At 68.6% G+C, this 19966-nt stretch carries 19 protein-coding genes; 2 read left to right on the forward strand and 17 right to left on the reverse strand.

Annotated elements, in window-relative coordinates:
• Window positions 1-216: 216 nt before the first annotated feature.
• The 4 genes from ACIQ0W_RS11470 to ACIQ0W_RS11485 all read right to left on the reverse strand — a co-directional run bounded on the left by ACIQ0W_RS11470 (window position 217) and on the right by ACIQ0W_RS11485 (window position 5537).
• Window positions 217-2742 carry an ATP-dependent Clp protease ATP-binding subunit gene (locus ACIQ0W_RS11470; RefSeq protein WP_396642872.1) on the reverse strand — a complete coding sequence of 842 codons (2526 nt, stop codon included), beginning with the start codon at window positions 2740-2742 and terminating at the stop codon, window positions 217-219.
• A gap of 188 nt (window positions 2743-2930) precedes the next feature.
• Window positions 2931-3659, reverse strand: a complete 729-nt coding sequence (locus ACIQ0W_RS11475) for a hypothetical protein (protein WP_396642874.1) — start codon at window positions 3657-3659, stop codon at window positions 2931-2933.
• Between the two features lie 172 nt (window positions 3660-3831).
• Window positions 3832-5298: a cardiolipin synthase gene (cls, locus tag ACIQ0W_RS11480; RefSeq protein WP_396642875.1), complete on the reverse strand. Its 1467-nt coding sequence runs from the start codon at window positions 5296-5298 to the stop codon at window positions 3832-3834.
• A gap of 41 nt (window positions 5299-5339) precedes the next feature.
• Window positions 5340-5537 (reverse strand): hypothetical protein, encoded by a 198-nt coding sequence (locus tag ACIQ0W_RS11485; protein WP_036301599.1) that lies wholly within the window; start codon window positions 5535-5537, stop codon window positions 5340-5342.
• A 132-nt stretch (window positions 5538-5669) separates the two neighbouring features.
• Between ACIQ0W_RS11485 and ACIQ0W_RS11490 the strand changes: the two genes are divergently transcribed.
• Complete coding sequence (locus ACIQ0W_RS11490; protein ID WP_396642876.1) at window positions 5670-6794, forward strand: DUF4192 family protein; 1125 nt, start codon at window positions 5670-5672, stop codon at window positions 6792-6794.
• 57 nt (window positions 6795-6851) lie between these two features.
• On the opposite strand, the gene lysS is transcribed toward ACIQ0W_RS11490, so the two are convergent.
• The 13 genes from lysS to tilS form a co-directional block, all read right to left on the reverse strand.
• Window positions 6852-8402 carry a lysine--tRNA ligase gene (gene lysS, locus ACIQ0W_RS11495; protein ID WP_396642877.1) on the reverse strand — a complete coding sequence of 517 codons (1551 nt, stop codon included), beginning with the start codon at window positions 8400-8402 and terminating at the stop codon, window positions 6852-6854.
• Between the two features lie 89 nt (window positions 8403-8491).
• Window positions 8492-9370: a pantoate--beta-alanine ligase gene (gene panC, locus ACIQ0W_RS11500; protein WP_396642878.1), complete on the reverse strand. Its 879-nt coding sequence runs from the start codon at window positions 9368-9370 to the stop codon at window positions 8492-8494.
• Window positions 9371-9379: 9 nt separating this feature from the next.
• Window positions 9380-10147, reverse strand: coding sequence for a DUF2520 domain-containing protein (locus ACIQ0W_RS11505; RefSeq protein WP_396642880.1), 768 nt, complete (start codon window positions 10145-10147; stop codon window positions 9380-9382).
• The gene (locus ACIQ0W_RS11510; RefSeq protein ID WP_396642881.1) at window positions 10144-11823 is read right to left on the reverse strand and encodes a PH domain-containing protein; all 1680 of its coding nucleotides are present in this window, start codon (window positions 11821-11823) and stop codon (window positions 10144-10146) included. The genes ACIQ0W_RS11505 and ACIQ0W_RS11510 overlap by 4 nt, the downstream gene beginning before the upstream one ends.
• Window positions 11820-12368: a PH domain-containing protein gene (locus ACIQ0W_RS11515; protein WP_396642912.1), complete on the reverse strand. Its 549-nt coding sequence runs from the start codon at window positions 12366-12368 to the stop codon at window positions 11820-11822. The genes ACIQ0W_RS11510 and ACIQ0W_RS11515 overlap by 4 nt, the downstream gene beginning before the upstream one ends.
• A gap of 76 nt (window positions 12369-12444) precedes the next feature.
• Window positions 12445-12972 (reverse strand): DUF3180 domain-containing protein, encoded by a 528-nt coding sequence (locus ACIQ0W_RS11520; RefSeq protein ID WP_304689045.1) that lies wholly within the window; start codon window positions 12970-12972, stop codon window positions 12445-12447.
• A complete protein-coding gene (gene folK, locus ACIQ0W_RS11525) occupies window positions 12969-13541 on the reverse strand; it encodes a 2-amino-4-hydroxy-6-hydroxymethyldihydropteridine diphosphokinase (RefSeq protein WP_396642882.1) in 573 nt (190 codons plus the stop codon). The genes ACIQ0W_RS11520 and folK overlap by 4 nt, the downstream gene beginning before the upstream one ends.
• Window positions 13538-13927, reverse strand: a complete 390-nt coding sequence (gene folB, locus ACIQ0W_RS11530) for a dihydroneopterin aldolase (RefSeq protein WP_396642883.1) — start codon at window positions 13925-13927, stop codon at window positions 13538-13540. Before folB ends, folK begins: the two co-directional genes overlap by 4 nt.
• Window positions 13915-14724 (reverse strand): dihydropteroate synthase, encoded by an 810-nt coding sequence (folP, locus tag ACIQ0W_RS11535; RefSeq protein ID WP_396642913.1) that lies wholly within the window; start codon window positions 14722-14724, stop codon window positions 13915-13917. Before folP ends, folB begins: the two co-directional genes overlap by 13 nt.
• A 38-nt stretch (window positions 14725-14762) precedes the next feature.
• Window positions 14763-15353 carry a GTP cyclohydrolase I gene (gene folE / locus ACIQ0W_RS11540; RefSeq protein ID WP_396642884.1) on the reverse strand — a complete coding sequence of 197 codons (591 nt, stop codon included), beginning with the start codon at window positions 15351-15353 and terminating at the stop codon, window positions 14763-14765.
• Between the two features lie 3 nt (window positions 15354-15356).
• A complete protein-coding gene (gene ftsH, locus ACIQ0W_RS11545; protein ID WP_396642885.1) occupies window positions 15357-17363 on the reverse strand; it encodes an ATP-dependent zinc metalloprotease FtsH in 2007 nt (668 codons plus the stop codon).
• Window positions 17364-17570: 207 nt separating this feature from the next.
• Window positions 17571-18122, reverse strand: a complete 552-nt coding sequence (gene hpt / locus ACIQ0W_RS11550; RefSeq protein ID WP_396642886.1) for a hypoxanthine phosphoribosyltransferase — start codon at window positions 18120-18122, stop codon at window positions 17571-17573.
• Between the two features lie 39 nt (window positions 18123-18161).
• Window positions 18162-19199: a tRNA lysidine(34) synthetase TilS gene (tilS, locus tag ACIQ0W_RS11555; RefSeq protein WP_396642887.1), complete on the reverse strand. Its 1038-nt coding sequence runs from the start codon at window positions 19197-19199 to the stop codon at window positions 18162-18164.
• Between the two features lie 209 nt (window positions 19200-19408).
• Between tilS and ppa the strand changes: the two genes are divergently transcribed.
• On the forward strand, window positions 19409-19942 hold the full coding sequence (gene ppa, locus ACIQ0W_RS11560) for an inorganic diphosphatase (protein WP_036298950.1): 534 nt from the start codon (window positions 19409-19411) through the stop codon (window positions 19940-19942).
• Window positions 19943-19966: the final 24 nt, after the last annotated feature.

Raw genomic sequence — 19966 nt, forward strand, 5'->3', positions numbered from 1 at the left:
ACAGTACTCCGGAACGACTCCCCTTCGCGGGGCGCTGACGGTGTCCCCGGCCCAGAATCGGCCTGCTTCTCCGGAGTATTGTCCGGCCGGATCGATCACCCGGGCGCAGATGGGCTGATCGCCGGGCCTCAGCACCGCGCCTCTGCCCAGAAACGACGAAGAGCGGATGCCTCGGGCATCCGCTCTTCGTGTGTCCGGGGCGAAACCCGGACACACTCAGTCGCTCGTGATCGCCAGGTCCGGCGTGGACGAGATCTCGCCCGAGGACGCAACGCCCACGGCGACCTTGTCGCCGCGCGGCTTGGTCTCGAACACGAACTCGCCGTTCTCCACGTCGACCGTGATGTGGTCGCCGGGGTTCAGCTCGCCGTGCAGGATGCGCTCGCTGAGCCGGTCCTCGATCTCGTGCTGCATCGCGCGGCGGAGCGGGCGGGCACCGAGCGTCGGGTCGAACCCGATCTCGATCAGGCGCTCCTTCGCCGGCTGCGAGAGCTTGATCGTCATGTCGCGATCCAGCAGACGATCGGCCAGGCGCTTGGTGAACAGATCCACGATCTGCACCAACTCCGGCTTCGACAGCTGCGGGAACACGATCACGTCGTCGAGGCGGTTGAGGAACTCGGGCTTGAAGTGGCGCTTGAGCTCTTCGTCGACCTTGCCCTTCATCCGGTCGTAGCTCGTCTGCGCGTCACCCTCGACCTGGAACCCGACGGGTCCACCGGCGATGGCCGACGATCCGAGGTTGGTGGTCATGATGATCACCGTGTTCTTGAAGTCGACGACGCGACCCTGACCATCCGTCAGGCGACCCTCTTCGAGGATCTGCAGCAGCGAGTTGAAGATGTCGGGGTGGGCCTTCTCGATCTCGTCGAAGAGCACGACCGAGAACGGCTTGCGCCGCACCTTCTCGGTGAGCTGACCGCCCTCTTCGAACCCGACGAAGCCCGGAGGGGCACCGAACAGGCGCGAAACGGTGTGCTTCTCACCGAACTCCGACATGTCGAGCGAGATGAGCGCGCCCTCGTCGTCGAAGAGGAACTCGGCGAGCGCCTTGGCGAGCTCGGTCTTTCCGACACCCGTGGGGCCGGCGAAGATGAACGAGCCCGAAGGGCGCTTGGGGTCCTTGAGTCCCGCACGCTGACGACGAATCGTCTTCGACAGCGCGGCGATGGCCTCTTCCTGGCCGATGACGCGCTGGTGCAGCGCCTTCTCCATGAAGACGAGACGGCTGGTCTCCTCCTCGGTCAGCTTGAACACCGGGATGCCGGTCGCCTGAGCCAGGACCTCGGCGATCAGGCCCTCGTCGACGACGGCGTGGGATGCGACATCCCCCGAACGCCACTGCTTCTCGAGGCGCAGCCGCTCGGCGAGCAAGGACTTCTCCTCGTCGCGCAGGCCGGCGGCCTTCTCGAAGTCCTGCTCCTCGGACGCCTGCTCCTTCTGCTGGCGAACGGCGGCGATCTTCTCGTCGAACTCCCGCAGCTCGGGGGGCGACGACAGGATCGACAGGCGCAGGCGGGCACCGGCCTCGTCGATCAGGTCGATGGCCTTGTCGGGCAGGAAGCGGTCGGCGACGTACCGATCGGCGAGGTTCGCGGCGGCGACGATCGCGCCATCCGTGATCTGCACCTTGTGGTGCGCCTCGTAGCGGTCGCGCAGGCCTTTGAGGATGTTGATCGCGTGGGGCAGCGAGGGCTCCGCAACCTGGATCGGCTGGAAGCGGCGCTCGAGCGCAGCATCCTTCTCGAAGTGCTTGCGGTACTCGTCGAGCGTGGTCGCGCCGATCGTCTGCAGCTCTCCGCGGGCGAGGAGCGGCTTGAGGATGGATGCGGCGTCGATCGCGCCCTCAGCGGCGCCCGCACCGACGAGGGTGTGGATCTCGTCGATGAAGACGATGATGTCGCCGCGCGTGCGGATCTCTTTCGTGACCTTCTTGAGGCGCTCTTCGAAGTCACCGCGGTAGCGGGATCCCGCGATGAGCGACCCGAGGTCGAGCGAGTAGACCTGCTTGTCCTTCAGCGTCTCGGGCACATCGCCCTTGACGATCGCCTGGGCGAGACCCTCGACGACGGCGGTCTTGCCGACGCCGGGCTCACCGATCAGCACGGGGTTGTTCTTGGAGCGACGCGAGAGGATCTGCATGACCCGCTCGATCTCCTTCTCGCGCCCGATGACGGGGTCGAGCTTGTTGTCGCGGGCGGCCTGCGTGAGGTTGCGCCCGAATTGGTCGAGCACGGCGGAACCTCCTTGCGCTGCCTGGCCCGTCTCGTTCGCCGCGCCGCTGACCGCGGCGGGCTCCTTGCCCTGGTATCCGGAGAGCAGCTGGATGACCTGCTGCCGCACCTTGTTGAGGTCCGCGCCGAGCTTGACGAGCACCTGGGCGGCGACGCCCTCGCCCTCGCGGATGAGCCCGAGCAGGATGTGCTCGGTACCGATGTAGTTGTGGCCGAGCTGCAGAGCCTCGCGGAGCGAGAGCTCGAGCACCTTCTTGGCGCGCGGCGTGAACGGGATGTGGCCCGTCGGCTGCTGCTGGCCCTGGCCGATGATGTCCTGAACCTGCTCACGGACGGCATCGAGCGAGATGCCGAGGGACTCGAGCGCCTTGGCGGCGACTCCCTCGCCCTCGTGGATCAGACCGAGCAGGATGTGCTCGGTACCGATGTAGTTGTGGTTGAGCATCTTCGCCTCTTCTTGGGCGAGCACAACCACACGTCGGGCACGGTCGGTAAATCTCTCGAACATTGCAGGCTCCTCGGCATCGGCCGCACGCGTCCCTACGGCTCGCGTGTTACATCGAGGGTAACCAGCGGACGGATGCCGTGAGCCGGTGTTCGCCGTGGGCGTGACTGTTCGGCGGGCGGGCGGGCGCGCCGCGGCTGCACGGGCAAGACGCGCGGGGACGGCGCCAGTGCCGCTCCCCCGCGCGCGGCCTAGTTGGAGCCGTAGATCGGGACGCGCAGCCCGTCGAAGTCGTCACCGACGAGCACGGCTGTGACGCCCTCGTCTTCGTCGAGGTCCGCCACCGACGTGATCAGCGCGCGAGGAACCATGTCCATGGTGCAGATCTGGTCAGCCGGCGGGTCGACGAACGTGACCGTCACTTCGGCTGGCGCCACGACTTCGGTGGACTCGACGACCGGAACGCACGTCGAGCTCCCCCAGGTCACGAGCACGAAGGAGTCGTCCTCGTCGATCCATCCGGCGCTCGGCGCGTACTCCGAGGCGGTATTGGTGGGGTCGAGTCCCTGGACTCCGTCGAGGTCGGTGTCGCCCGTGAATCCGTCACCCGCGACCGTGATCTCGAGGTCGACTGCGGGGTCCATGTCCGGCAGCGCCTCGACGAGGGTCACGCGCGGAACCATGTCCGTCGTGCACACCTCGTCGGTGTCGGCATCGGCGAGGATCACGGCGAAGGTGCCGTTGTCCTGCAACGCGGCATCTTCGACCACCGGGACACAGGTCGATGACCCGTACGTGATGATGCCGATCATCCGGCCATCGTCGAGCCAGGTCGCGTCGACCTCGACGTCGGAGACAGAGCCGTCGGCGGGTACGGAGCTGCTGCTTCCCGGCGAAGCGGGCGTGGCCGTGCAGCCCGCGAGCACGAGGAGCGCGACCGCTCCGGCACCGAGCGCGGTGAGTGCTTTGCGAACAGCCACGATGGAGCCTCTCCGGGCGGGATGCCTCGTCCCGTACCCCGCGGACGTGCTGTCGTCCGCTCATCCATCCTGACCGATTGCACCGGGCTCATCAGGCGAAGACGGTGACAGCGCGATAACGATCACCACTCAAGTCGGTAACGCTCGCGCAATCCGAAAACGGGCCGCGCTCCTACTGCAGGGCCGAGGTCAGACGAGCAAGGTTGTCGAGCACCGTGGAGCGGAGCGGCTGCTGCTTCCACTCTTCGAGGGTCAGCTCGCGGCTGAGGGAGCGATAACGATCCTCGACCGAGCGCATCTGGTCGGCGAACTCGCTACCCCGAACCAGCAGCGAGATCTCCATGTTCAGACCGAACGAGCGCATGTCCATGTTGCTCGAGCCGATGACGGCCGTCTCGTCGTCGATCGTCAGGCTCTTGGAATGCAGGATGTAGGGCTTGCGGTACATCCAGATCTTCACGCCGGCGCGAAGCAGGGCCTCGTAATAGCTGCGCTGCGCGTGGTAGACGATGGCCTGGTCGCCCTCTTCGCTGACGAAGAGCTCGACGTGCACGCCGCGGTGACACGCGGTCGTCACCGCAAGCAGCAGCGACTCGTCCGGCACGAAGTACGGACTCACGATGATGACCTTGCGCTCGGCCGCGTAGAGCAGGCCGAGGAAGAGCCGCAGGTTGTTCTCGGAATCGAATCCGGGACCGGATGGCACGACCTGCGCATCGAGATCCCCCGGTCCTGTGTCGAGGTTGTCGATGTCGAACTCGGCGGAGAGCTCCTCGTCGGTCTCGCTGTACCAGTCCGAGAGGAAGACCGCGTTGACGCTCGCGACGATCGGCCCCTGCAGTCGAACCATCAGGTCGACCCAGTGCAGACCCCGGCGGATGTTCTTCGGCAGGTTGTAGGTCGAGTCGGTGACGTTCTGCGAGCCCATGAATGCGACATTGCCGTCGACGACCAGGAGCTTCCGGTGGTTGCGCAGGTCGGGGCGCTGGTATTTGCCCTTGAACGGCTGCACCGGAAGCATCAGGTGCCACTGCGCACCCATCGCGTCGAGCCGCTTCAGCGTCGCCTTGTAGTTCGGTTTGCCGCGGTTGGCCCAGTGGTCCAGGAGCACGCGCACCGTGATCCCGCGGGCGCACGCCTCTTCCATCGCCCGGAACAGGTTGTCGGTCGCGGTATCCGCCTGCAGGATGTAGAACTCGATGTGCGCGTAGTGTTGCGCGCCGCGCACGGCCTCGGCCATCGCATCGAGGCTCTCCTGATACTCGGCGATGAGGGTCACGGTGTTGTCGCCGGCGAGGGGCATGGCACCCAGGTTGCGATTCATCGTGACGAGCGACGTGAACCACGCGGGCGCATCCGGCCGCAGCGACCCGAACTCGAGGTTCTCGGTCGCGTCGTGGATGTACTGGTTGATCTGCCGCTGCTTGCGTCGGCGAACACGGGGCAGGCGCGGGTTGCCGATCAGAAAGAAGAGCAGCAGCCCGATGAACGGGATGAAGTAGATCGCCAGCAGCCAGGCGGTAGCCGCTGTGGGACGACGGTTGCGCGGGATGACGATGATCGCCCAGACGCGAATGGTGAGGTCGAAGATGAGGACGGCGACCAGCCACCACGTGATGTCGAAATTGAGGACGAGCACCCGTTTCCCTCCGCCGGCTCGTGCTCAGCGTAGCGGGGTGGTCAGGGTGCGGCGGGACGCGGGTCTTCCGGCGCGGGGGCCATCCCCCGCTTCGCGCGCTCTTCAGCCTCGATCTGGGCGTAGACGCGGCGCTCGGTGCGGTCCATGCGAATGATGCCGCGCAAGACGAAGAAGAAGACCGCCGAGACGACGAGGGTCGGCAGAATCGACCAGATCAGTGCCGCCCAATAGCCTTCCACCCTTCCAGGATACGTCTGCTGGAGCCGCAAGGACGATCGGATGCTTCCTCCACACCGGCACCCGCAGGCCGGTCGTCCCCTGATCGGCCATCGTCGCCACCGCGCGGGCCGCCGGAACACCACGCTGGCCGCATGCCCACCATCATCAAGGCCTCCGACGCCGCAGACTTTCTCGCCCTCGTTCCCGCCCTGGCCGGCTACCGCCCTCGGCAGAGCCTCGCGCTCGTGCTGTTCCGCGGCAACCGCACGGCGGGCGTCATGCGCTACGACCTCCCGAAGCCCGATGCGGTCGAAGCGATGGCCTCGACCACGATCGGGCTCGCCTGCAAGGTCGACCGCATCGACGGCATTGCGATCGTCGTCTACACGGATACGGGTTTCCGCGACGATCCGTCGGGTCCGATCGCCTGGCGAGATCTCGTCACCGCGCTGGAGAAGCGGGCGCATGTCTGTGGACTGCGAGTCGTGGAGGCGCTCTGCGTTGCGGGCGACGCGTGGGGATCGTACGAGGATGCCGCAGCGCGGCCCCTCTCCGAGGTGCACCAGCGCGAGGCAGACCTGCCCATGCAGGTGCCGGCCGGCGATCAGGGTGCCGGCGCCCACCTCCCGGAGGTCGATCTGGCCGAGAAGGAACGGCTCGGGCGAGCGCTCCTCGCGATCGACGATGCGGCCGAGGTGCTCCTGGCCGCACCCGCGAACGCCGAAGACACCGAGATCCCTTCACTGGCGCGACTGGACCCGCGAGCGCTCGCGGCGGTAGGTGCTCTGGATGATCTTCCGGAGCTCCTGGAGGACGCACTCCTGTGGGATACCGAGACCCTCGATGCCTTCTCGGGCGCTGCCCTGCTGTGGTGTCTGTCCCGACCGGCCCTGCGCGATGTGGCTCTGCAGCAGTGGGCCGGCGACATCCGCTCCGGCGAGCTGGCCCTCGACGCTCAGCTGCGCTGGGAGGCGGGCCACGAATATCCTGCCGAGCTCGGCGCTCGGTTCTGCGGGGAGGGGCCGCGCCCCGATCCGGGTCGCTTGCACCGCGCGCGAAACCTCGCGCGGCGCATCGCGGCCGCCGCCCCCCGCGATGCACGACCGGGGCCTTTGGCCGCGGCAGCGTGGCTCAGCTGGGCGCTGGGTGGGTCGACGCACGCGGGCTGGTATGCCGAGCGTGCGCTCGAGATCGACCCGGGGCACGGCCTGTCGCAGATCGTGATGAGCATGTGCGCGGCGTCACACTTGCCAGAGTGGGCGTTCGCCCGCGAGTGAGTTCAGTGGGCGTTCGCCCGCGAGTGAATTCAGTGGGCGTTCGCCCGCGGGTGAGCGCTACTTGACCAGCGGGAAGAGGATCGTCTCGCGGATGCCGAGGCCCGTGATCGCCATGAGCAGGCGGTCGATCCCCATCCCCATGCCTCCCGAGGGCGGCATACCGTGCTCGAGGGCGCGCAGGAAGTCCTCGTCGATGCGCATGGCCTCGACGTCGCCGCGCGACGCGAGCACGGCCTGCTCGACGAAACGCTCGCGCTGGATCACGGGGTCGACGAGCTCGGAGTATCCCGTGGCCAGCTCGAACCCGCGAATGTAGAGATCCCACTTCTCCACGACGCCCTCGATCGAGCGGTGCGCCCGCACGAGCGGGCTCGTGTCGACCGGGAAGTCCAGAACGAAGGTCGGGCGCTCCAGCCCACCCTTCACGAAGTGCTCCCACAGCTCCTCGACCAGCTTGCCGTGCGTGACGTGAGTCGGCTCGTCGACGCCGGATGCCGCGGCGAGCGCCAGCAGTTCGTCGACGGATGTTTGGGGGGTGACCTCGTGCCCGCTCGCCGCCGAGAGCGACTCGTACATCGAGATGCGGTCCCACTCGCCGCCGAGGTCGTACTCGGTGCCATCGGCCCAGGTCACGACCGTCGAGCCCGACACGGCGCGCGCGGCGTTCTGGATGAGCTCCTGCGTCAGATCGGCGATGCCGTTGTAGTCGGAGTACGACTGGTAGGCCTCGAGCATCGCGAACTCGGGACTGTGCGTCGAGTCGGCACCTTCGTTGCGGAAGTTGCGGTTGATCTCGAAGACCCGGTCCAGGCCCCCGACGACCGCACGCTTGAGGAACAGCTCGGGCGCGATACGCAGAAACAACTCGGTGTCGAACGCGTTCGAGTGCGTCACGAACGGACGGGCCGCGGCACCGCCGTGCTGCACCTGCAGCATCGGCGTCTCGACCTCGAGGAACCCGTGTCCCGTGAACGTCTCGCGCAGGCTCGCGTTGACCGCGGCGCGGGCCCGCACCGTCTGGCGGGCCTGGTCGCGCACGATCAGATCGAGGTAGCGCGCGCGCACGCGGCTCTCCTCGTTGAGCTCGGAGTACATGTTCGGCAGCGGCAGGATCGCCTTGGCCGCGATCTGCCACTCGTCGACCATGATCGAGAGCTCACCGCGGCGGCTCGAGATGACCTCGCCCGCGACGAAGACGTGGTCGCCCAGGTCGACGAGTTCCTTCCACCGCTGCAGGGATTCCTCGCCCACACCGGCGAGCGACACCATCGCCTGGATGCGGCTGCCGTCGCCGGCCTGAAGCGTCGCGAAGCAGAGCTTGCCGGTGTTGCGGCTGAAGACGATCCGGCCGGCGACTGCGGCGCGCACGCCCGTCGCGGTGTCGGCCTCGATCTCGCCGTAGGTCTCGCGGAGCGCCGCGATCGTGTCGGTCACCGGAACGCTCACGGGATAGGCACCACCCGAGGCATCCGTCCGCTCGTCCTGCAGACGCTCGCGCTTGGCGAGCCGGACCGCCTTCTGCTCGAAGACGTCCTCCTGGTCGGCCAAGCCGTCTGGAACAGAGGCGTCGGATGCTGCCACGGCAGGCGGAACGGAAGAATCGGTCATCTGCGGGAGCTCCTCGAAAGTCGACACAAGTCTATCCGCGCACCTCCGCGCGCCCCGGCCCGCGCGAGGGACGGCGACGGGCCTCCGGATCAGCGGATGTAGACCTCGGCGTTGTCGATGAACCGGTGCCCCGCGACCGTCGCGGCGATCAGCACGAGGGCGGTGCCCTGGTGGCCCTCGTCGGCGGGCAAGAAGGTCTCGGGATCAACGACGCTCAGGTACTCGAGCCGAATCCGCTCCTCGCCCATGAGGGACGACTGTGCCGCCGCGATGCAGGCGTCGACGCCGCGGTCGGCGTTGGACGCCGCCGCTTCGAGCGCGGCAACGAGCTTGCCGGCCGCTTTGAGGTCGCGCTCTTCGAGCATGCCGATACGCGTCGAGATCGGCAGACCGTCGTCATCGCGCACCGTGTCGGCCTCGAGTACCTCGACGTCGAGGTAGAGATCGCGCACCATGCGACGCACGAGATAGATGCGCTGGGCATCACGCCGTCCGTAGACCGTGACGTCGGGCCGGACGAGGTTGATCAACTTCGCCTCGACCGTCAGCAGCCCATCGAAGTAGCCCGGCCGGGCACGTCCCTCGAACCGCAGGCCGAGGTCGCCCGCCGTGATCTTCGTCGTCTGCGACCCGTGCGGCAGCAGTTCGTCGGCGCTCGGCGCGAAGACGATGTCGACTCCGAGAGATTCGAGCAGCGCAGCATCCGCGTCGAGAGTGCGCGGGTAGGCCTCGAAAGCGCCCGTGGTGGCAAAGCGCAGCGGGTTGACGAAGACCGAGACCACCACGACGTCGGCACGTTCCCGAGCCAGGTGGATGAGGTCGATGTGCCCGTCGTGGAGCGCGCCGATGGTGGAGATGAGGGCGACGGTGGGCTCGGCGGGAACATCCTTCGCCGCATCCCCCGTCGTCCGTGCTGCGCTCCTGGCTTCCGCCAGTCGGGTGCGCAGCTCGGCGATGGAGCTGATCATCCTTGGATGCTACCCCGGCAGCACATCCGGCTCGTCCAGGCCGTCGCGTCCCACCCAACCGACGTCACCGCCGCCGCCCCGAACGATGCCCTCCCAGTCCGGCGTCGTCTCGAGGGTGAGCGCCTGGTCGACGGTGGACCGGACGAGCGCCGACAGGTACCCACCCGGATTGTCGATGCCGATGCCCCGCAGCAGTGACGTGGACTGCTGGACGACGGCGCGCGAGAACTCCGTCGCTGTCGCGATCGCCTCGGCATACGAAGCACGATCGGCTTCGGCGACGACAACGGGCTCGCAGCCGAGTTCGACCGCGAGGGCCTGCGCGATCGGCAGCACGGCCGCGGGAGCCGTGACGGCGGCGTAGCCCGCCTGCAACTGACGCAGGTCGATACTCGTGCCGGTGAAGGTGATCGCGGGGTGAACGGCGAGAGGGATGACTCCCTGCTCGACGGCCGGACGGAGGATGTCGGTGCCGAACCGCGCGTCCGTGTGCAGCACGAGTTGGCCCGGTTGCCAGGCCGACACCGCTGCCAGTCCCGCGACCAGTTCGGCGAGCTGATCGCTCGGCACCGCGAGGATGACGAGCTCGCTGCGCCGCGCGATCTCGGGCGGATCGAGGTGCGGAACACCCGGCAGGATCGCCTCGACACGGTCCGGATCGGACCCGGGGGTGATGCCCGTCAGCGCGTGCCCGGCCCCGCCGAGCGCGGCGCCGATGATCGGGCCGACGCGGCCGGCACCGATGATCCCGACGCCGAGGCGTCCCGCGCGGTTCACGTCGCCTCCGGCGCCTGGCTGACCGTCGCCTCGGGCGTCCCTGCCCCGACCGTTTCGGCCCACCGATGGCTGCGATCCGCGGTGGAGGCGGCGGATGCTCGAACGGTGACATCCGCGAATGCCGCCAGCGCGTCGTCCCGATCGAGCGCCGCAACGTAGCCGTAAACGGGTCCGGCAACGGTGTGCGGGCGCAGCGACGCGACGCGCAGCGAGCGGTCGAGCGGACCCTGATGCAGGCCGACGCTCTGCACGCGCGCGAAGGGGAAGATCGCGAGCGATCGCCAGATCTGACCGCGGCGGAGCAGCAGCGCGTGCGGTGAGACGAGGAATCCGTTGCGCCGCCACGACAGCGGCCGGATGAACCAGGCGCGGCGCGGGGTCTGCGAGTACGGGTCTTCCTCCCGTGGCCCGAGGATCCCGTGCTCGAAGAGCAGGGACCACTCGTCATCGCGCGTCCCGGGCAGCACCAGGCGCAGGACGCGCTCGACATCGGCACGGGTGCCGACCGGCAGGACCGTCGTGAACTGGTCGGTGGACGTGTCGCCCGCGCTCCGCCCCGTCAGGCGGTTGATCTTGATCAGCCACCATCCGAACGGGCGCCAGAAGATCGACTGGCGTACCTCGATCGCGTGCACGCGTCCCGGGGGGATGATCTCCGTCACGGTCGTGAACAGCCCGAACGTCACCCGTAGTCCATGCCGTGTGGGCGCGATCGAGTACCGCAGCGACTTCACGATCTGCGACACCCAGTACGCGCCGAAACCGAGGAGCGCGGGCACGAGGCCCAGCAGCACCCACGGCGATCCCCAGATTCCGCCGGCGATCGCGACGCCCGTCATCACGAGCAGGGCGAGCGTGCCGCCCCCCAGCACCTGCGAGGCGATCAGTCGCCCGGTCGGGATGTGGACGACGCTCTCGGGCTCGCTCGCCGGGCCCTCGGCCCCGGCGATGAGTCCCGTGATGCCCTCGCTGACGGCGCTCGAGACACCACGCACGCGGTTTCCGGATGCCGTCGCCCCGGCTGCCTCGGCGAGCTGACGACCCGAGGCGAGGCGCAGGATATCGGCGCGCACGCGCTCGGCGTTGCTCGTCGAGAGGTAGTCGAGCTTGACGTTCGCATCGGTGCCGGCGCCCACGACCTCGAGCTTGGCGAGCCCGACCAGACGCGCCACGAGGGGCCGGGTGAGGTTGACGCCCTGAACGCGGTCGAGCGGTGCGCGCCGTTGCGAGCGAAACAGGATGCCCTGCTTGACCTCGACGTCGTCCTCCGTGATCCGGAAGGTGTGGAACCGCCACGACAGGTAGAAGCCTCCGACCACCAGCACGAGCGCACCCAGCACAGCGAGGCTCGCCAGAAGCAGGAGCCCGTTGTCGAGTACCCAATCGACGGGGTCGCCCGAATTCCACTCGCCACCGTCGGGAAGCTCGGGCAGCAGAGAGGGCAGGAAAATCGCGACCAGCCTGTCACGCAGGTTGGCGATGACGATGCCGACCACCACGACGAGGAAGATGCCGCCCCGGAAGATCGGGGACAGCGGATGCATCCGGTGCCACTCGCCGTCGCTCAGCTCGCTGCGCGCCTCGAACGGCTCACCGCGCACGGGATCGGGCGCGGGCGCATCCGTCACCCCCGCGGAGACCTCGGGCGTTTCGGCAGGCCCTGAGGATTCGCTCATAGCCCCGTCCGTCGCGACTCGGCGACCTCGACCAGCAGGTCACGCAGGTGTTCGGCAGTCTCTTGCTCGAGGCCGGGGATGGTCACGCCCGTCGCGGCGGCAGCCGTGACGAACTTGAGCTGGGCGATGCCGAACCCACGATCGAGGGGGCCGTGGGTGATGTCGATCAGCTGCATCCGTCCATACGGCACGGCGACCAGGCGCTGCCACAGGATGCCCCGGCGGAACACCAGGTCGTCTTGACGCAGGCGATACCCGATCGAGCGCGCCTGGCGGGGAAGGATTGCGGTGGTCCAGATCGAGATGGCCAAGATGATGCCGCCCGGGATGTAGGCCCAGGTCTGGTTCAGGAACAGCGTCAGGAACAGCATGGCGGCGGCGACGAGGACGATCAGCACGCCGCTCGAGATGAGCTGGACCCAGACGTACTTCGGCGAGATCTGGTGCCAATCGCCGCCGTCCAGCTCGAGCCGACTGGGCGAGCGCGGCTCGACGAGCGCGGTGAACGTGTTGCGGTCGAGCGCGTCCGTGTCGCCCTCGACCACGGGGCTTTCATCTACGGACCCCGCGTGCACGGGCCCGGCATCGACTGCGCTGGCGGACGCCGTGAGACCGCCACCCTCACCAGGGGTGGCTGTCGCCTCCGGCGGCGGGCTCTGGGGGTTCGTCATCGTCGTCCTTCCGGATGATGCACATGTTCTCGGCGACGAGTGCCGCGACGACGAGGATCGCCCCCGCGACGGCGGTGGCAACGACCGCCGTGATCGAGCCTAACGGCGGCGGCACCGGGCGTGTCAGCAGGTAGAGGGCCAGACCCGCGCCCGCCCCACCGACGGCGGCGCCCACGATGCTCGACGCCTTGGCCAGAATCGCGATCCGCAGGGCGCGGAAGGGATTGACCGGGGAGCCGGATGCGGGCTGCGATCCGGTCGCGACCGCGCCATCGCCGCGCGGACCCCGGATCGCCCGACGGATGGGCAATGCCAGCACCACCACGATCGCGCCGAGCAGCAGAAGCATGATCGGCAGCGAGATGAACGGCGTGAAGGTCGGACGCCCCGAGACCGTCAGCAGGTGATCGAACAGGAATCCGGCGAGCGCGCCCAGCACGGCGGCCGACACCAGGACGAGCGGACTGGTGCGTTTCACGCGCGGTCCCCACCCGAAGCATCCGGATGCGTGTCCCCCGCCTGCGCGCGGAGCCGCTCGACGAGATCGCGCACCGCGCCGTGACCCACCAGGATGGCGTCGGGATCCGCCTCGAGCCACGGCTCGAGCACGAAGTCCCGTTCCACGGCGCGCGGATGCGGCAGGGTCAGATTCGGGTCGTCCGACTGCACGTCGCCATAGGCGATCAGGTCGAGGTCGAGCGTGCGGTCGCCCCACTTCTCGTGGCGCTCCCGTCCGTGCTCGGCCTCGATGCGGTGCAGCAGCGCCAGCAGGACGCTCGGAGCGAGCCGCGTCGAGACGAGGGCGACGGCGTTCAGGTACGCGGGCGCCGAGGCATCCGGACCGTCCGGGCGCACGGCGACCGTCTCACGCGTCGGCGATACGCGCACGTGATCAACGAGAGGCAGCCGCGCGATCTCACGCACCGCATCCTCGAGCGTGGCCCCCCGGTCCCCCAGGTTGCTGCCGAGGGCCACGACGGCCACGGTCGTCTCGTGATCGGGCCGCGGCTCGCGGGGCGGGAGTTCTTCGGCCAGGCGGCGGCTCATGGGGTGCTCCGGGGGAAGTCGATCGCGGCTCGTTCGATGGTGACCGAGACGTCCGAGAACTCGGCGTCGATGGGCGCGCTCGGCTTGTGGACGGTGACGCGCACCGACGCCAGCCGCTGGTCCGCGAGCACCGCGACCGCGATCCGCTCGGCGAGGGTCTCGATCAGGTTGACCGGCTCGCCCGCGACGATCGCGACGATGGCGTCCGCGACCTCGCCGTAGTGCACGGTGTCGCGCACATCGTCCGTGCGTGCCGCCTCCGCGGTGCGGAGCTTGAGGACGACATCGATCACGAAGTGCTGCCCCTGCTCGCGCTCGAAGTCGAACACCCCGTGTCGACCGAAGACCCGCAGGCCGGTCAGCGTGATTTCGTCTAGGCCGTCCACGGTGCCCCTCCTCTCCAGGCCGCCGCGATCACGAGGGCATCGCGGGTCGCCGCGACGTCGTGCACGCGAACGCCCCACGCGCCGGCGCGCTCGGCCAGCACACTCGTCACGGCGGTCGCGGCATCGCGGCGGGTGATCGAGGGTTCGTGACCGGATGTCCCACCCAGCGCCGCGGACAGGAACCGCTTGCGCGAGGTGCCGACGAGAACGCGCGGCCCGAGGGCGACGAGTCGTTCGAGGCCGGCGAGCATCGCCCAGCTCTGCTCGGGTGTCTTGCCGAAGCCGATACCCGGATCGAGCACGACCCGCGAAGGCGCGATCCCCGCCCGCGCCGCCTCGCCCAGTCGCTCGGCGAGTTCGGCCGTCACGTCGCGCGCAACATCCGTGTAGGCCGCGCGTGCGTACATGTCGGACGATGGACCCCGCCAGTGACCCAGCACGAAGTCAGCGGATGTCTCGGCCACCGCGGCGAGCATGTCGGGGTCGGCGAGTCCACCCGAGACGTCGTTGACGATCTGCGCGCCCGCCGCGACCGCCGCGACCGCCGTCTCGGCATTCATCGTGTCGATGCTGACCACAACGCCGCGCTCTGCGAGGGCGGTGACGACCGGCAGAATCCGCTGAATCTCTTCGGGGACGGGCACGCGCTCCGCGCCCGGCCGGGTGGACTCGCCCCCGACGTCGATCACGCCCGCGCCGTCGGCGACGAGTTCGAGCGCATGCGCGATCGCGACCTCGGGGTCCAGGTACTCACCGCCGTCGCTGAACGAGTCGGGAGTCGCGTTGACGATCCCCATGATGAGTGTGCCCGACGCGCCTTCCGTGTTCGCCGCGCTCACGAGCGAACGCCACCGATCAGAGCGATCAGTTCGGCACGCGCCGCTGGCTCGGCGAGTTCGCCGCGGGCAGCAACGGTGACGGTCGAGGCATCCGGTTGCCGACCGCCACGCATGGTGACGCATCCGTGACGCGCATCGAGCACGACCAGAACCCCCCGCGCATCGAGCTCGTTCTGGATCGTGTCGGCGATCTGCTCGCCGAGTCGCTCCTGTACCTGCGGGCGGGCGGCGAGGATGTCGACGACCCGCGGCAGAGCACCGAGCCCGACCACGGTGTCGCCCGGCAGATAGGCGACGTGCGCCACACCGCGAAAGAGCAGCAGGTGGTGCTCGCACACGGAGCGGAATGCGATGTCGCGCAGCAGCACCGCGCCCGAGGCAACCGTCTCGGGTTCGGGTCCGCGTGCGACCGAGATCGGGTTGCCGAGCGGCTCGGCAGGGTCCTGATCCAGCCCCGAGAAGAACTCGGTGTAGGCCTCGGCGACGCGTTGCGGGGTCCGCTTCAGACCCGGACGATCGGGATCCTCGCCGATGGCGACCAGCAGTTCACGAACGAGCGCCTCGACGCGCCCGGAGTCGACAGCCATGGGCTACGCCGTGGCCGGGCGTGTCTGACCCGAGGGCCGCCGGCGCGGCTGCTTCTCGGTGGCCACGGCCTCGGCGGGCATGTCGGCCGCGAGTCCCTCCGGCAGGGTCTGCTTGGGAACCTCGACCGGGGGCAGCGCCGAGACGGGGCGCTTCTCGCTCGAGAGCCACTGCGGACGCGGGGGCAGGCGACGCACCTCGGTGAAGAGCTCGGCGAGCTGCAGGTGGTCGAGCGTCTCCTTCTCGAGCAGCTCGAGAGCGAGCTTGTCGAGCACGTCGCGATTGTCGCTGATCACCTGGTAGGCCTCGTTGTGCGCCTGCTCGATGAGCGCGCGCACCTCGGCGTCGACGCGCTCGGCGATCGACTCGGAGTACTCGCGGCCGTGCCCCATGTCACGGCCCATGAAGACCTCACCGCTCGCGGCGCCGAGCTTGACCGGCCCGAGCTGCATCGTCATGCCGTACTCGGTGACCATCTTTCGGGCGATGTTCGTCGCCTTCTCGATGTCGTTCGACGCGCCCGTGGTCGGGTCGTGGAAGACGATCTCTTCGGCGACGCGGCCGCCCATGGCGTACGTCAACTGGTCCTGCAGTTCGTTGCGGGTGACCGAGTACTTGTCGTCGAGCGGCAGCACCATCGTGTACCCGAGCGCTTTGCCTCGCGGCAGGATCGTGACCTTCGTCACGGGGTCGGTGTGGTTCATCGCGGCCGCGGCGAGCGCGTGTCCGCCCTCGTGGTACGCCGTGATCAGGCGTTCCTTGTCTTTCATGACGCGCGTGCGGCGCTGCGGTCCCGCGATCACGCGGTCGATGGCCTCGTCGAGCGCGCGGTTGTCGATCAGCTGCGCGTTCGAGCGGGCGGTCAGCAGGGCCGCCTCGTTGAGCACGTTCGCGAGGTCGGCACCGGTGAAGCCGGGCGTCTTGCGGGCGACGACCTCGAGGTCGACGCCGTCGGCGAGCGGCTTGCCTCGGCCGTGCACCTCGAGGATGCGCTTGCGACCTTGCAGGTCGGGTGCGTCGACGCCGATCTGGCGGTCGAAACGGCCGGGACGCAGCAGGGCCGGGTCGAGGATGTCGGGGCGGTTGGTCGCCGCGATGACGATGACGTTCACCTTGGGGTCGAAGCCGTCCATCTCGACGAGCATCTGGTTGAGCGTCTGCTCGCGCTCGTCGTGTCCGCCGCCCATACCGGCGCCACGGTGACGGCCGACCGCGTCGATCTCGTCGATGAAGATGATGGCCGGGGAGTTCTCCTTGGCCTGGTTGAACAGGTCGCGCACGCGGCTCGCACCGACACCCACGAACATCTCGACGAAGTCCGAACCCGAGATCGAGTAGAAGGGCACGCCCGCCTCACCCGCGACGGCGCGGGCGAGCAGGGTCTTACCGGTTCCGGGAGGGCCGTACAGCAGCACGCCCTTCGGGATGCGGGCACCGACGGCCTGGAACTTGGTCGGGTCCTTCAGGAAGTCCTTGATCTCCTGCATCTCTTCGATCGCCTCGTCAGCGCCCGCGACATCCGCGAACGTGACCGTGGGCGATTCCTTCGAGACGAGCTTGGCCTTGGACTTGCCGAACTGCATGACCTTGCTGCCGCCGCCCTGCGCCGACGAGAGCAGGAACCAGAAGAGCAGACCCAGCAGCAGCAGCGGGATCATGAGAGAGAGGAAGCCGTCGAACCAGGATGCCTGGGGCACGACGTCGTTGAACCCGTCGGACGGGTCCGCGGCGTTGATCGCGTTGACGACCTCTTCCGCGCGAGCGGTCACGTAGTAGAACTGGACGTCCGTTGCGCCCTCGTAGGCCTCGGACAGGGTCATGTCGACGCGCTGGTCGCCGTCGGTCGTGACGACCTCGGTGACAGTGCCGCCGCCGAGGAGCTCGAGTCCCTGTTGCGTCGAAATCTGCTTCGCTCCGCCGAGGCTCGAGATCAGCGTGAAGCCCACGATGAGGAAGACCCCGATCAACAGCACGTAGATCAGGGGATTACGGAAGATCTTCTTGAAGTCCATGGTGGCGGGGCGAGCCCGAAGCCTTTCGTCGACGTTCCGCACCAGGGCGGTTCAGACAGGGTATCGCTCCCCCGCTTTGCACCGGCTGTGCATTCGCCCACGGCGTACAGCGCCCGCCCTGCCTTCGATGTCCCACTTTGTGCCGGTTTCGCGACCGCTTACCGATCAGAAGTGGGACACACTCGCTGAGAAGTGGGACATGGGCGATCAGGAGTAGACGTGCGGCGCGAGCACCGCGACGTCGCGGAGGTTGCGATACCGCTCGGCATAGTCGAGGCCGTAGCCGACGACGAACTCGCTCGGGATGTCGAATCCGACGTAGCGGACGTCGACATGCACTTTGACCGACTTGGGCTTGCGGAGCAGCGCGAGCACCTCGACCGACGCCGCACCGCGGACGCGGAAGTTGTCGAGCAACCAGCTCAGCGTCAGACCCGAGTCGATGATGTCTTCGACGATCAGCACGTGCTTGTCGTGCAGGTCGGTGTCGAGGTCCTTCCGGATCTGCACCACACCACTCGACTTGGTGCCGGCCCCATAGGAGGAGACGGCCATCCAGTCCATGGGCACCAGCATCGGCAGTGCACGGGCGAAGTCGGCCATGACCATGACGGCGCCCTTCAGCACCCCGACGAGCACCAGGTCCTTGCCCTCGTAGTCCTTCGCGACCTGCGCCGCCAGTTCTTCGAGTTTGGCGAGGATCTGCTCCTCGGTCACGAGGACATCGGTCAGGTCATCGGCGAGATCGGCGGCGCGCATGGGGACGAGTCTAGGCTCCGTGCCCGACGCATCCGAAAGTCAGGTGCGAGCCGTGAACACCAGCCGGGCGCCGCGACGCTCGGCCACGCAGCCGGGCAAATCGATCGGCGCCTGGCCATGCCAGTCGGTCACGAGTCGTGCAACCTCCAGAGTCTGCGATCGGGTCAGGCTGACACCGAATTCGCTCTGCACCACGTGGCGAATAACGCGGTGGCGCAGGGCAGCCGGGTTGGCCGCGAGCGCGGGGACGGAGACCGAAATGCCCGCTTCGGCGTGCTCGACGATGTCTTCTATCGTCTCGTCGATCATGTCGCGGAAAGCCTCGGCATCCTCGCGCAGCTGCTCCGCCGTGCGGGCGAGGGCCTCGGCGACCCCGGGTCCGAGTTCGTCCTCCAGCAGCGGCAGCACTCGGTTGCGCACGCGCACACGGGCAAAGCGCGGATCCTGGTTGTGCGGGTCATCCCAGGGCGCCACCCCCTCGGCGGCGCACGCCGCGCGGGTTGCTTCGCGACGCATACCGAGCAGCGGACGCATCCACAGCACACCGGATGCCTCGTCTTCCCGCACGGGCGCCATGCCCATCAGGCTCGATCCGCCCGAACCCCGCGCCAGGCCGAGCAGCACGGTTTCAGCCTGATCGTCGAGGGTGTGGCCGAGCAGCACGGCGACCGCGCCGATGCGCTGGGCCTCGGCGCGCAGCGCACCGAAGCGCGCGTCCCGAGCGGCAGCCTCGGGCCCGCCCTCCGCCCTTACCTCGACCGCGATGACCGTCGCAGGGAGGCCGAGGGCCCGCGCGGCACCGGCCGCGGTCGCGGCCTGTGCGGCCGACGCATCCTGCAGCCCGTGGTCGATCACGACGGCAGAGGCTTCGATGCCGAGCCGCGGGGCCTCGAACGCGACCGCCGCGGTCAGCGCGAGCGAGTCGGCGCCGCCCGAGAGCGCGACGAGCACGCGGGGTTCCGCAGCCCCGGGCTCACCGCGCAGGGGCGTCAGGGCCGCACGGACCGCCGACCGCACGGCCGCAACCGCGGGGTCGAGGCGTCCGCGGTGGGCGCTGTCGTCGGCAGTCTCGGGCACGCCCCCACCGTACCCGGGCCCCGGCCGCCGCCCATGCCGAACATCACGGAGGAGCCGTGGGGCAGGAGTGACCCTGTGGGGCTTCACGGCGGCATCTACCAGCCACCGAACCTCTGAGATGTTCGCCCCGGCCGGTTGACTAGGCTGGAACGCGGTGAACAGCAGGTCCGCCACTCACTTTTCGCACCATCTATATCGAGGAGCCACGCATGGGCGCGTACGACGCCGTCATCGAGATCCCCCGCGGCAGCCGCGTCAAGTACGAGGTCGACCACGGCACCGGCCGCGTGTTCCTCGACCGCGTGCTGTTCACGCCCATGGGTTACCCCGCCGACTACGGGTTCTTCGAGAACACCCTCGGCGAGGACGGCGACCCGCTCGATGTGCTCGTGCTGCTCGACGTCACGCTCTTCCCGGGCGTCATGGTCACCGTCCGCCCCGTCGGCGTGCTGAAGATGAGCGACGAGGCCGGCGGCGACGACAAGCTCGTCGCCGTTCTGGCGAAGGACCCGCGCTGGGCCCACATCCAGGACGTCGACGACATCCCCGAGTTCACGAAGAAAGAGATCGCGCACTTCTTCGAGCACTACAAGGACCTCGAGCCGAACAAGTGGGTCAAGGTCGACGCGTGGGGCGATGTCACCGAGGCCGAGCGTCTCGTCGCCGAGTCCATCGTCCGCTTCGAAGAGCACGAGGGTCAGACCAAGACGCAGGGTGAGGGCGAAGCGCCCAAGTCCATCTGATCCGGTCCCGAGCCCGTCGGCGCG

The sequence above is a fragment of the Microbacterium sp. genome (assembly GCF_044340635.1).
Lineage (GTDB): Bacteria > Actinomycetota > Actinomycetes > Actinomycetales > Microbacteriaceae > Microbacterium.